This window comes from Edaphobacter sp. FHG110511_03, assembly GCF_059115365.1.
This window is the reverse complement of sequence record NZ_JBZYWL010000003.1, coordinates 129871-142685: the sequence shown is the minus strand read 5'-3', so window position 1 is coordinate 142685 and position 12815 is coordinate 129871. Positions and strand designations below refer to the sequence as shown.

11 protein-coding genes are annotated in these 12815 nt (G+C 51.6%); all 11 read left to right on the top strand.

Translation table 11 applies throughout. The features are described 5' to 3' along the window. The first annotated feature begins 8 nt into the window (after positions 1 to 8). The 11 genes from AC5S26_RS14010 (at position 9) to AC5S26_RS13960 (ending at position 12796) form a co-directional block, all read left to right on the top strand. Positions 9 to 1445 (top strand): sugar transferase, encoded by a 1437-nt coding sequence (locus tag AC5S26_RS14010; protein WP_494185531.1) that lies wholly within the window; start codon positions 9 to 11, stop codon positions 1443 to 1445. A 31-nt stretch (positions 1446 to 1476) separates the two neighbouring features. After that, complete coding sequence (locus AC5S26_RS14005; protein WP_494185530.1) at positions 1477 to 2544, top strand: glycosyltransferase; 1068 nt, start codon at positions 1477 to 1479, stop codon at positions 2542 to 2544. Positions 2545 to 2619: 75 nt separating this feature from the next. Further along, positions 2620 to 3654, top strand: a complete 1035-nt coding sequence (locus AC5S26_RS14000; protein WP_494185529.1) for a glycosyltransferase family 2 protein — start codon at positions 2620 to 2622, stop codon at positions 3652 to 3654. Then, positions 3651 to 4502, top strand: a complete 852-nt coding sequence (gene rfbF / locus AC5S26_RS13995) for a glucose-1-phosphate cytidylyltransferase (protein WP_494185528.1) — start codon at positions 3651 to 3653, stop codon at positions 4500 to 4502. The genes AC5S26_RS14000 and rfbF overlap by 4 nt, the downstream gene beginning before the upstream one ends. After that, the gene (locus AC5S26_RS13990; RefSeq protein WP_494185527.1) at positions 4426 to 5484 is read left to right on the top strand and encodes an NAD-dependent epimerase/dehydratase family protein; all 1059 of its coding nucleotides are present in this window, start codon (positions 4426 to 4428) and stop codon (positions 5482 to 5484) included. The genes rfbF and AC5S26_RS13990 overlap by 77 nt, the downstream gene beginning before the upstream one ends. A gap of 2 nt (positions 5485 to 5486) precedes the next feature. Continuing rightward, positions 5487 to 6716 (top strand): methyltransferase domain-containing protein, encoded by a 1230-nt coding sequence (locus tag AC5S26_RS13985; protein ID WP_494185526.1) that lies wholly within the window; start codon positions 5487 to 5489, stop codon positions 6714 to 6716. Positions 6717 to 6729: 13 nt separating this feature from the next. After that, complete coding sequence (locus AC5S26_RS13980) at positions 6730 to 7668, top strand: phytanoyl-CoA dioxygenase family protein (RefSeq protein WP_494185525.1); 939 nt, start codon at positions 6730 to 6732, stop codon at positions 7666 to 7668. 77 nt (positions 7669 to 7745) lie between these two features. Next, positions 7746 to 8543, top strand: a complete 798-nt coding sequence (locus AC5S26_RS13975) for an FkbM family methyltransferase (protein WP_494185524.1) — start codon at positions 7746 to 7748, stop codon at positions 8541 to 8543. Between the two features lie 86 nt (positions 8544 to 8629). Next, positions 8630 to 9841, top strand: a complete 1212-nt coding sequence (locus tag AC5S26_RS13970; protein WP_494185523.1) for a class I SAM-dependent methyltransferase — start codon at positions 8630 to 8632, stop codon at positions 9839 to 9841. 250 nt (positions 9842 to 10091) lie between these two features. After that, complete coding sequence (locus tag AC5S26_RS13965; RefSeq protein WP_494185522.1) at positions 10092 to 11264, top strand: glycosyltransferase family 4 protein; 1173 nt, start codon at positions 10092 to 10094, stop codon at positions 11262 to 11264. A gap of 224 nt (positions 11265 to 11488) precedes the next feature. Continuing rightward, positions 11489 to 12796 carry a glycosyltransferase family 4 protein gene (locus tag AC5S26_RS13960; protein ID WP_494185521.1) on the top strand — a complete coding sequence of 436 codons (1308 nt, stop codon included), beginning with the start codon at positions 11489 to 11491 and terminating at the stop codon, positions 12794 to 12796. Positions 12797 to 12815: the final 19 nt, after the last annotated feature.

Sequence of the window (12815 nt, the reverse complement as noted above, 5' to 3'; positions counted from 1 at the left end):
AAGCAACAATGCGCCTCCGAAATCTACATCTTTATCAAGTCTTGCGATTATTGGCTGACGCGATTGCAATTGCCTGCGCGTGGCGATTGACGGTCGCCATCCGCATACTGCTAAATCCTGTAGCCTCTCAGCAGGTCACCATCGTGGAGGCGACGTTCTGGGCGCCTTCTCTGCTGGTCGTCTTGGCTCTATGGTCCGTACTTGCTTGGAGGCTTGGTCACTACGGTGCACCAGAAAAGCAGGGCTGGCATAGAAACTTGCTCGCTGTCATCGACCAGAGTCTTCTAGCTAGCATGATTGTCGTGTCGGTCACTGTCTTTGATCGCAGCGTCGGGATCGAGGCATCGCGATCCTTCATGCTGCTCTTCGCGCCGGTGAGTTTCGTCACACTTGCATTGGCAAGATTCGGCACACTGTTATTGTGTCTCAAAACGGAAAACATATCGTTCCCACCTCTACGTGCCGCTCTGCTTGGAGATTGTCAGGTTGCCGCGCAGTTGCTTGGCCAGATATCACCGGTTCGCGGAGATAGCATTTTCACGGGCTTGATCGTTCCCGAGGGCCAATCTACGGCAGAAGCCCCCGAGACTCTGCGTGTGCTGGGAACCACGACCCAACTTGCAGAAGTGATCAACCGCGAGCGAATTAGAGAGATCATTGTGCTAAATAGCTCCATGCCCCACACGGAGGTGGAACGATGCGGAGTGGTGTGCAAGCGAATGGGCATGTCAATGAATTTTGCTTTTGACCTTGCAACGGGACCTGCTCGGATGAATCTCTCCACCTTCTATGGGTTCCCAATTCTGGAGATCGTGCCAATTAGTGTCTCGAAGACACAAGAACTGTTGAAGCGGGCGTTCGACGTACTTCTGGCCAGCATTGCCCTTGTAATAACAGCTCCGTTGATGTTGATAATCGCAGTCGCCATTAAACTGGACTCGGAAGGACCGGTGTTTTACCGTGCACCCCGCGTGGGCAAAGGGGGACGACATTTTATCTGTTTTAAGTTCCGCTCGATGTACACGGTCTCGGACCGCGTTGAAGTAACGACCGCTAACGAGAAAGACGGGCACATCTTCAAGATGAAGAATGACCCGCGAGTTACACGTATAGGCCATTGGCTACGCCGTCATAGTCTCGACGAGTTACCGCAAATTTTTAATGTCCTGCTCAATGAGATGAGCATTGTGGGACCACGCCCCCTACCTGCGGTCGATCTTGACCCCGATGGCATGAGCCGGGCTTTTGCAGAGTGGGCTGAAGGTCGTGCATGTGTGCAGCCTGGCATAACTGGCCTGTGGCAGATTCGAGGACGCAGTGAACTTCCATTCGAAGAGATGGTCCGTCTGGACTTGGAGTACACCCAAAATTGGTCTCTGCTGCTCGACATCAGAATCATCCTCGATACTCCCGCAATCGTGCTGAGGGGTACAGGTGCCTACTAGTTTAGAAAGCTGCTTCCTCAGGAGAATCGCTGTGACGACTGCCACTCTTCTTGCGCCAATCGAGCTTAGGGCATTGTCGGAGCGGCCAAAGGTTTCCGTTCTTATCTCTAATTACAACTACGATAAGTACATCAGCCAAGCAATCGAGAGCGTTCTCTCTCAGACCTATGAGAATTTTGAACTCATTATCTGTGACGACGGTTCAACCGATAATTCGAAGCCGATTATCACCGAGTATTGTCGACGGGATTCGCGGATTCATCTGATTGCAAAAGAGAATGGCGGCCAAGCTTCAGGTTTCAATGCGGCTTTCGCCGCGAGTGCGGGCGAACTGATTTGTTTTCTTGATTCAGACGACCTTTTCCGTCTGACGAAACTCGCGTTGATGGTGGAGGCGCACCTGCTTGCCCCGGACGCAGGTTTTGGTGTGCATCGGGTGCAGAGGGTCAACACGCGGAGGCGGTCGCAAGGTGTTTGGCCGTTGGGATCAAGGCTTCCGGAAGGTTGGCAAGGCGAGCGGATGCTAAAAGATGGCGGCGCCTTGGGCTATATGCCTCCAACTTCGGGATTGAGTTTACATCGCACAGTGGCGGAACATATCTTTCCGCTGCCGGAGAGCTTCAGGATCTGTGCGGATCAAGTCATCATCCGTTTCGCTCCGCTGCTTACATCGATCTTGCGGAGGCAGGAGGTGTTGGCTGAATACCGGCTGCACGGTGCAAATAGCTATGAGAGATCGAAGATGACCGCTGAATCCATCTTGCGGGAGATCACGATGTGTCAGAATCTGTGGATTGCGCAGCGCGATTTCCTCGAATCCCGCGATCCCACTCTGGCTCCGCAACTGCAGCCTCTGGAAGATAGCTCTTACATCTTATATCTTGAGTATCTTCACGCGCGCCTTTCCCGATCGCCTTTAACACCGCTATACCACCAGCGCTATATCCGTGACACGCAGGCTAATCCGGACGCCCGGATGCTATGGTTTTGGAAGAATTCGATCCACTTTCCATCATTCATATTCGAACGCATGATTAATCTCATGAACCGGCAGAGTTTCTTCAAAGAGATCCTCGCAAGACTCCGAGGTCTCGCCTGATGATCATCTAAATAAGACGACCAGGCACATCATTGTAATTCTTACTTCCCTTCCTCTACGCACAGGAGGTTTTCAATGCCTTCATCACCGATGTTGACGGTGGGTATGCCCGTTTATAACGCTGATCGCTTTCTCGCCAAGTCGTTGGATTCTATCCTGAGCCAGACCTTCACCGACTTCGAACTGCTGATATCGGACAATGCTTCAACCGACCGTACTGAGGAGATTTGCCGCGAATATGCTTCCCGAGATAAACGTATCCGGTATTTCAAAAATGAAAAGAATATGGGAGCTGGGTGGAATTTCCGACGCGTCTATTCGCAAGCGACCGGGAAATACTATAAGCAGGCGGCCCATGATGACTTCCTAGAACCTACGTTTCTTGAGGAATGTATTACGGCGCTAGAGGCCAATCCCAGCCTGGTGTTGGCGCATGCTCGAACCAAGGTTGTGTCACTGACGGGTGAGTTAGTCGAATATTACAACTTACCTCTCCGGTTCGATTCACCGGACCCGCTGATCCGCTGGCATGATCTTCTGCTGAACGATCACATGTGCTTTCAAATCTTCGGTGTCTTCCGGCTTGAGGCCCTTCGTCAGTGCCCGCCGCAGGGCAGTTATGTCAATTCCGACGGCGTGCTTTTGGCGCAGGTCGGTTTCCTTGGACACTTTTGGGAATCGGATAAGTTTCTGTTTATCAGCACCCGCCACGAGAGCCAATCGATGCAAACATTACCTGTTCGCCTTAAATCTGATGGGTTTCGGTTGATACGGCGCCATGGCACTTTACCGTGTCCGGAGTGGTGGGACCCGGCAAAGAGTCATGCAGTTACTTTTCCGGAGCTTCGCCAGCTTTACGAGTACGCTGCCTCGGTGAAGCGAGCTCCGCTTTCTTTCGTGCAAAAGCTCCATGCATACTCCCTTTTGTTTCCTTGGACCAAAAAACACTTCCGCCGCATAACGAAAGATTTACTTATAGCGGCTGACCAAATCATCTTCAATTACCAGAACCGGCACGCGGTGCGACGACTCGAAATACTAAGTCCGGGAGAAGATGTGAAATCAGATATGGAACTCACGACGCAGGCTCAAGGAGGCAAAACGGTATGAGAGTCGCCATCCTAGCAGGAGGGCTGGGGTCCCGCCTGGCCGAAGAAACTGATGTCCGTCCCAAGCCAATGGTGGAGATCGGTGGCAAGCCTATCCTTTGGCACATCATGATGCACTATGGTCACTACGGTTTTAATGACTTCGTCATCGGCCTTGGTTACCGAGGCGAGGTCATCAAGAAATACATGCTCGATTACTGTTCACTCAATCATGATCTGACAGTCTTCACGGCAACCGGAAAAGTAAAAATGGGAAGCTCTCCGGTAGAAGACTGGACGGTTGACCTCATCGATACCGGCATTAAGACGCAAACCGGTGGGCGAATCAAGCGGCTCGCACCGTTTATGGGAAAAGGTACCTTCATGCTGACGTGGGGCGACGGCGTTTCCAATCTGAATATTAATGAATTGTTGGCATTTCATCGCCGACATGGAAAACTGGCAACGCTCACCGCGGTGCGGCCGACAGCACGTTTTGGACACCTTGAAATGCTTGGAGACCAGATCGTCGAGTTTTCCGAGAAGCCTCAGACCAAAGAGGGCTGGATCAACGGTGCATTCTTCGTGCTTGAGCCTGAAGTCTTCGATTACATTGATGGCGACAGCACGCACTGGGAGAAGGAACCGCTCGAGCGGCTCGCGCGAGATGGCCAACTCATGGCTTATCGCCATTCGGACTTCTGGCAATGCATGGATACGATCCGCGAAAAACGTTACCTGGAAAGTCTGTGGGAAGAAGGTCACGCACCTTGGAAGATCTGGGAGGAAAACGATGCGCGTATTAGTGACGGGTCACGAAGGCTATATCGGAACGGTACTGGTCCCGCTGCTACTCTCAGCAGGGCATGAGGTCGTTGGTCTCGATTCCAACTTATTCGAGCGCTGCACCTTCTCCGATGGTGTTCCTGCTATACCTTCCATCCAGAAGGACGTGCGTGATGTTTGTCTCGCGGAGCTGGACGGCTTCGATGGAATCATTCATCTGGCTGGTCTATCTAATGATCCGCTCGGCGACCTCAATCCCGAGTTGACGTATGAGATCAACCACATCGCGTCCGTCCGACTTGCGCAACTTGCCAAGGAGGCGGGCGTTCAACGTTTTGTCTTTTCATCGTCCTGCAGTAATTATGGGGCGGCGGGCGGGACCGATATGTTGACCGAAGAATCTCCGTTTAACCCCGTTACTCCTTATGGCATTTCAAAGGTTCGTGTCGAGCAGGATGTATCGAAGCTCGCGGACGATCGTTTCAGTCCGACTTTCCTGCGCAATGCTACCGCATTCGGTGTCTCTCCCCGGTTACGATTTGATCTTGTATTGAACAACCTCGTGGCATGGGCGCATGCTACCGGTCGCGTTCATATCAAGAGTGATGGCACCGCCTGGCGACCAATCGTTCATATAGAAGATATCTCGCGAGCCTTTCTAGCGGTTTTGGAAGCACCAATCGCCATCGTACACAATCAAGCATTTAATGTAGGTCGCACTGAAGACAACTATCAGATTCGCGATCTCGCAGACATTGTGAAGGCTACTGTCCCGAACACAACGATCGAATACGCAAGCGGCGGGACCGCAGATCAGCGCTGTTACCGCGTCGACTGCTCCAAGATAAATCGCATGCTCCCAGCTTTTCAGCCACAATGGGATGCACGCAAGGGAGCGCTTGAACTCTACGAAACATTCTGTACTACAAATCTAACGGTTGATGACTTTGAGGGCGAACGTTATAAACGCATCGCCCATATTCAGAAGCTTCTGGCTAACAAGGAACTTGACCCGACTCTGCGCTGGACGGAGCAACGAGGATCAGCAACCAGCGAGGCAGCCTAGTCATGGCAGATACTACTTTTCGTTGCCGAGCATGTGCATCTCCATATGCGATTCCTATTATTTCGTTTGGCCGAACACCTCTCGCGGACAGTTTGCTTACCCAAGGAGAATTGGAGGCACCGGAGGTTACTGCACCGCTTGACCTGGTCTTCTGCCCTGATTGCTCCTTGGTGCAGATTACAGAGACCGTACCACCTGAGATTCTCTTTTGTCGGTCGTATCCTTATTTCTCATCCGTCTCTAAGAGCCTAAGCGAGCACTTCGCGGCTAGTGCCAATTTGATCATCGAAAAGCACGGATTGAACAGTCATAGCCTTGTGGTGGAAGCTGCTTCAAATGACGGCTGCATGCTTCGCAACTTCGCGGCTAAGAAGATTCCAGTCCTCGGCATCGATCCTGCAGAAGGGCCAGTAAGTAAGGCGCAACAGCAGGGAGTCACGAGTATGTGCGCATTCTTCACTGAAGATCTCGCCAAGGATCTAAAGGCGCAAGGCAAACAGGCTGATATATTCCTCGCGAACAACGTGCTTGCCCACGTCGCTGATCTTAATGGTTTCGTCGAAGGCTTTCGCACACTGCTCAAGCCATCCGGGGTCGCTGTCATCGAGTGTCCATATATCGTCGATCTGATCGAGAAGTGTGAATTCGACACCATCTATCATCAGCACCTCTGCTATTTTTCCGTAACGGCGCTCCTTCGTCTCTTCGAGAGGCACAATTTGTGCCTCACAGATGTCGAACGCACGTCAATCCACGGCGGCTCGCTACGCCTGTTTGTACAGCATCATGGCCATTCTAGTGAGCGCGTTATGGCTCTCCTCGATGAAGAACAAAAAATGGGTCTCGACAAAATCCAGTTTTACCAGAGTTTCGCATCCCGCGTGGAAGGTGTGCGCGATAGTTTGGTCAAGATGCTGAAGGAACTGAAAGAATCGGGTAAGAGGATTGCTGGCTACGCTGCGGCCGCCAAGGCGACCACTCTGCTTTCATTCTGCGATATTGATAACTCTATTCTCGACTATATCGTCGATCTGAATGAATTCAAACAGGGCCGCTACATGCCAGGCAACCATTTACCCATATATTCGCCCAACAGGCTACAAGAAAATCCGCCAGACTACTTGCTGGTGCTCGCCTGGAACTTCGCATCAGAAATCATGAATCAGCAACAAAGCTACAAAGAGGCTGGGGGCAAATTTATCGTTCCAATTCCGTCACCTGCGATTGTTTAGGAGGATTTTGTATATGAACAATACTGTATATGTAGATGCAAAAATGACGGATGATCAACGCCGCGACCGTCTGTATGACGGACAGTTATTTGTCTATCCTCCAAAGGAAACGGCTCTGCAGTTTACTGAGTTCGCCCGCGAAATGATCTGCGAAGGCTTCAACTGTTCCGATCCGACATTAGCGCAGTTCGACATGCCGGTAGAGGAGTTCGTTAAGATCTTCGCACCGATGAAGCCCGCCTTCATCCATCACGCCAAAACAAAGAAATTAATTCAGGAGATGCTACTCGATTTCGGCTGTGACATGGATGATACTTACTTGGACGTGCCGCGACTACGCGCCGTCACGTCAGACGCTTATCTGACGTCTGGTGTTGGTTATGCCCATCATCTGCATCGTGACACCTGGTATTCAGCTCCAATGTGTCAGATCAATTGGTGGCTCCCTATTTTCCCCATGACTTCAGAGAGTTCCATGGCATTTCATCCGATCTATTGGAGCCAGCCTGTCGCTAATGGATCGGCAGATTTCAACTATTACGAATGGAACAGTACAAGTCGCGCGACTGCCGCGCAGCATGTCAAGAGCGATACGCGGCCACAGCCCAAGCCTCTAGAACCGATCGCACTCGATCCGCAGATTCGGCTTGTAACCGATCCTGGGGGAGCTATTCTTTTTTCTGCGGCTCAAATGCACTCTACAGTGCCAAACACGTCTGGACGTACTCGCTTCAGCATCGATTTCCGAACCGTTCATCTCGGTGATCTTCGCGAACGGAGAGCAGCTGCGAATATCGACTCTAGCCCACTGGGCACTTCTCTGCGCGACTTCATGCGCGGTAGTGATCTCACGCGACTGCCTGACGACATCATTGCCATGTATGACAACGCGGTTGTCAAGGAAGGCGTGCTGATATACGCGCCCGAGCAGACGGTAGCGGCCATTCCGTAGAGATTGTATTTGTGTTATTGGCTTGTGCTCTACGCCAGTCAGTTCGCTTTCAATCCTCGATGTCGAACGGAGCTACGATGAATTTAAGACTTGGGTCTGTCATCGACCATCTCTCCGCGGCCCCCGGTAGCAGTCCAATTAAATGGCTGCTGCGTACACCTTTGAACTTAATTCCAGCCGGCCTCAAGATCACTGTCATGCGCGGGCCACTTCAAGGAAAAGGATGGATCGTCGGATCAAGTACGCACGCCTGCTGGTACGGAACCTACGAGCCGGAAGAATCACAGCTGATGAAACAAAGACTTCAGCCTGGAGATGTCTTCTTCGACATCGGTGCGCAAGCGGGTTACCACACTATGTATGCTTCAGAGCTCGTGGGACCCTCTGGACGCGTCTTCGCATTTGAACCTGCCCCCTCCAACCTCGCGCACCTCAAACAACATCTGCTGATGAACCATCTTACCAACACAGTAGTGGTGGATGTGGCGGTTGCCGACACGAGCGGCGTTTCTCATTTCGATTGTGCAGATAGTTTGGTTGCCGGACATCTCTCTTCAGCAGGAACATTGGAAGTTCGTACCATCAGCCTTGATACGGAGATCGACTCTGGAGCTTTGCCGGAACCTGATTACATCAAAATCGACGCTGAGGGTGCAGAGTTGAAAATCTTGGAAGGGGCTCGGAAGATGCTCAGACGAAGACATCCAACTCTCTCGCTGGAGACGCACCAGTGGATTCCCCAGTTCCCTGCAATTCGTCAGGACTGCAAGCTTCTTCTTGTAGAGCTTGGGTATCAACTTTCCGAAGCAAATCCTGACGTAAAGCACAGTGACACACATCTACTTGCGTACAGGCCAACTTCAGATTGCCTCTAGGAGTCGCTGACTTAATCTCAATTTTGAATCAACTTAGAGCAATCGAGCCCGCTTTATTCATCCTTCACATTGACGAGGTCCAACCTATGGAACAGATCTCCTCTTGTCCAAACTGCACGAAGAAATCCGTCGAAACCTTCTATACAGTTGATCCGGTACCGGTCCATAGTGTCATGCTTGTACCTACGCGTGAGGAGGCGTTGCACTTTCCGGCCGGTAAGATCACGTTAGGGTTTTGCAATGCCTGTGGGTTCATCACCAACACGTCATTCGACGACTCCAAGATGAATTATTCGCCGAAGTGCGAGGAGACGCAGGGCTTTTCCTCTACATTTCAATGCTTCCATGACCGCTTAGCGAAAGACCTGATCGAACGATACGGATTGCATGATAAGTCTGTGTTAGAGATCGGCTGTGGAAAAGGCGAATTCATCTCGATGCTTTGCGCGATGGGCGAAAATCGCGGCGTCGGTTTTGATCCCGCATTCGTGCCGCAGCGACGGCCGGTGCGGGGGGGGGACGCGGTTGAATTTATCGAGGATTTCTACTCTGAAAAGTATATGCACATCAAAGCTGACTTCATTGCATGCAAGATGACGCTTGAGCACATCCCAGACACACACCAATTTGTGAGAATGGTTCGTCGCGCGGTCGGCGAGAATTTCGACACTACAGTATTCTTTCAAGTCCCAGACATGAGCCGAGTACTCAAAGATGTCGCATTTTGGGATGTTTATCACGAACACTGCTCCTATTTCACGACCAGTGCATTACGAAATCTCTTCGTGGCGTCAGGATTTGATGTGGTTGATGTCTGGACGGATTACGACGATCAGTATCTAATGATTACTGCTCGCCCGACGAAACGGCACCTTAGCGATGCGAAGTCGCTAATTCCACCTTCTAAAACTGAGGTCAGTGCGGTTCGCAGTTTCACGTTCGAGGCAGAACGTCGCATCCATCTGTGGCAACATGCAGTGAATCGTCTGAAGCAAGAAGGTCAGCATGTTGTTATCTGGGGATCAGGGTCAAAGGGTGTCGCCTTTCTCTCTGCGTTAGGGGCACATGTAGACGATGGTGGTATCGAATACGCGGTGGACATCAATCCCTACCGCAAGGGCTACTTCATGCCCGGGACAGGTCAGGAGATTGTAGAACCGGCATTCCTATCGGCCTATCGGCCTGAGGTCGTCATCGCCATGAATTCTATCTATATCCCAGAGATCGGGGCTGATCTCAAACGTCATGGAGTCCGTGCCACAGTGATGCCGATAGAAGCCATCGAGGCAGCAGTCTAGAGATATGCATGGTGGGATTGTCGGTGGGGGAAATTGCCGGCTTGGCTACAGCGGCGGAGCTCGCTAATCGATTCCACTGCTCACACATTCTCGTGGAAAGCCCGCTACACGTATTGAATGCGCGATCCCCAGCAGCAACCGCTTCGCTGGAGATTGCGAAGCATATCGTTGCACAAGCTCCACAAACTTCACGCTCAACGTTGGCTGTCGCGTTTCAATGATAGGGCGTGCTCACGATAGGACTCGAAGCATGCGGATTGCCATTTTCGATTACAAAATCATACCTGGCAATCCGAGCGGGAATTGCCACCTCACACTGTTGCGCTCACTTTCGAAGGAACATAGGTTCACCGTCTTCTCGGTGGAGTTTGAGAATCCTGATCCGCAAGCAATTACTTGGATCCGCGTGCCTGCACCAACACGACCCCTGGCCCTGCTGTTTGTGGTATTTCATTTGCTGGCTCCAGTAATGTACATCATGTACAAGATCCGGACCGGAGAGCGTTTTGATCTCGTACAGTCAGTGGAAAGCGACTTGTGCTTCGGCAGTGTCGTCTACTCGCACTTCTCACATACGACCTACCTACGCCACCATATGACAACTCGTCACGGCTTGCGCGGGATGTTGCGCTGGATCGATAATTGGCTCCATGCCCGGGCAGAGCACTTTCGCTATCCCGCTGCCGAGCTCATAGTGACTCCCTCTACGGGCCTCGCTGAGGAATTGAAACGCGATTTCCAGGTCGCGCCCGAGAGAGTGAACGTGATTGCAAATCCAATTCCCGTCAAACGCATGGAGCGTCCCGACGATTTCGAGCGGGAAAATTTCCGACACCAACTCGGGTTCACTTCTTTAGACTTTGTGCTTGTGTTTTCCGCCCTGGGTCAATTCGACCGTAAAGGTCTCCCACTCATCTTCGAATCTCTGGAAGCGCCTAGCCAAGTGCAGACAAAATTGTTGGTGGTCGGTGGCGAGCCCGACCTAATCTCAGAATACAGGCGGCGGGCGGATGCGATGGGAATTGGAGATCGCATCTACTTCGTAGGAATGCAGTCCGACGTGCGACCATTCCTCTGGAGTGGAGATGCGTTTATCCTTCCCTCAGCCTATGAATCTTTCTCCCTTGTAACATACGAGGCCGCGGCAGCTGGACTTCCCATCCTCGCTCCACCCTTAAATGGAATATGTGATCTATTGCGGGACGGAGAAAATGGATTTTTAGTAACTCGCAGCAAATCCTCGATAACCTCTGCCCTGGAACACCTTACGGCCCTCCCCGAAAAAGAACGCAAGGCGATGGGACACAATGCCCAGCAGTCGGCAGGGAGATTTTCGGAAGAACGTTTTGTCAATGCGTGGCGAGACCTTTATAACAACTTGAAAGATTCTCTAGCGATACAACAACAGCTGCTCGAGCAATAGGCGACGCGACTGTTGGCATGTAGTACTCCGTCGCACTGGCCTGATGAGATCCTATGCGGCGAGACTATTTACTGAACTGAATTCCTCGTCAATGGAAAATTTTCTTAGAGGCGCGATCTGTCTCTGTCGCGCCTTCTCTAAAAGTATTTCGATCTTTTACAAATGCAGAGTAGATGGAAGGAATGCCTGGCGTGCGGTGCACAGGCGCCATGCCTGGGGTTCACATGTACAGCTCACATGAAAGCGTGATAGCGTCTTCGTCGCTCGAAACGAGTGTTGCTTCGAAAGTGCTCCTTGTTCATAACTCCTACCGACAACCCGGCGGAGAAGACCAGGTCGTTAATGCCGAGGCGAATCTACTTCGATCTTATGGACACGAAGTTCTTCTGTACGAAGCGACCAACGCAGACATCCACAATCCACTTGCAGTACTTGGTCAAATGGTGTGGAATCAGACAAGCTTTCGTGAATTGCGTGCTCTTGTCCAACGAACTCGGCCAGATGTCGTTCACGTGCACAACACTTTTCCAGTAATCTCCCCAGCGGTGCTTTACGCGGCCACAGAGGAACGTGTTCCGGTCGTACATACGCTCCATAACTACAGACTCCTTTGTCCAGCAGCGATTTTCTACAGAGATGGCCAAGTTTGCGAGGAGTGTGTACACAGCCGAAACTTCCTGCCCGCCGTGTTTCACGCCTGTTACCGCCACAGCCACTTAGCAACCGCAGCCGCTGCGGTCACGTTAAGAGCACATCGTCTTGCGCGTTCATGGCACCGGCGTGTCGCTGCCTACATCGCACTCACCGAGTTTGCCCGACAAAAATTCGTTGAGAACGGCTTCGATCCTTGCAAAATGCACGTAAAACCAAACTTCATTCGACTCGATCCCGGCATGGGATCCGGGAATGGTGGTTATGCGCTTTTTGTGGGCAGGTTGACCGAAGAGAAAGGAATCGTCACCTTGCTCAGAGCATGGAGGCAACTCGGAGATAAATTTCAGCTTGAAATTATTGGCGAGGGTCCTCTGTCTTCAGAGGTCAAGGCCGCGCAACTTACCATGTCCAATCTTCGCTGGCATGGCTGGCTCTCCAAAGACCAGGTACTGGCGCGGATGCAACGCGCCGACATGTTGATAATTCCCTCCGAGTGGTACGAAGGTTTTCCGGTTACTCTTCTTGAGGCATTTGCAACCGGCTTGCCAGCTCTCGTTAGCCGCATCGGAAGTCTGGCCGGTTTAGTTGAGGAGGAAAAAACCGGCGTGCAGTTTGAAGCAGGAAATGCCGCTGAGCTCGCCGACAAGGTCCGCTTTTTATTCACAAACCCTGATTTGCTTTGGCAGATGCGTCGAGCCTGCCGCGAAGAATACGAAAAGAAATATACAGCCAAAGCCAACTATGCTATTTTGACTGGCATATACGGTGCGGTATTGAACAGCCATTGCGAGTCATCCGGCCCTTTTAGTCGAAATTACGTTTCTTCAATCAAATCAGAAAGAACAGACAAACCGAAGGTCGTTATGTCTGCGCTTTGATCTACATAGATCGAAGAAC

What these genes read in the sequence shown, in the direction of transcription:
- AC5S26_RS13965 (WP_494185522.1), top strand. Translation starts at nt 10,092, where the DNA reads ATGCGGATTGCCATTTTCGATTACAAAATCATACCTGGCAATCCGAGC.
- AC5S26_RS13970 (WP_494185523.1), top strand. Translation starts at nt 8,630, where the DNA reads ATGGAACAGATCTCCTCTTGTCCAAACTGCACGAAGAAATCCGTCGAA.
- AC5S26_RS13975 (WP_494185524.1), top strand. Translation starts at nt 7,746, where the DNA reads ATGAATTTAAGACTTGGGTCTGTCATCGACCATCTCTCCGCGGCCCCC.
- AC5S26_RS14010 (WP_494185531.1), top strand. Translation starts at nt 9, where the DNA reads ATGCGCCTCCGAAATCTACATCTTTATCAAGTCTTGCGATTATTGGCT.
- AC5S26_RS13990 (WP_494185527.1), top strand. Translation starts at nt 4,426, where the DNA reads ATGCGCGTATTAGTGACGGGTCACGAAGGCTATATCGGAACGGTACTG.
- AC5S26_RS13980 (WP_494185525.1), top strand. Translation starts at nt 6,730, where the DNA reads ATGAACAATACTGTATATGTAGATGCAAAAATGACGGATGATCAACGC.
- AC5S26_RS13985 (WP_494185526.1), top strand. Translation starts at nt 5,487, where the DNA reads ATGGCAGATACTACTTTTCGTTGCCGAGCATGTGCATCTCCATATGCG.
- AC5S26_RS13960 (WP_494185521.1), top strand. Translation starts at nt 11,489, where the DNA reads ATGTACAGCTCACATGAAAGCGTGATAGCGTCTTCGTCGCTCGAAACG.
- AC5S26_RS14000 (WP_494185529.1), top strand. Translation starts at nt 2,620, where the DNA reads ATGCCTTCATCACCGATGTTGACGGTGGGTATGCCCGTTTATAACGCT.
- rfbF (WP_494185528.1), top strand. Translation starts at nt 3,651, where the DNA reads ATGAGAGTCGCCATCCTAGCAGGAGGGCTGGGGTCCCGCCTGGCCGAA.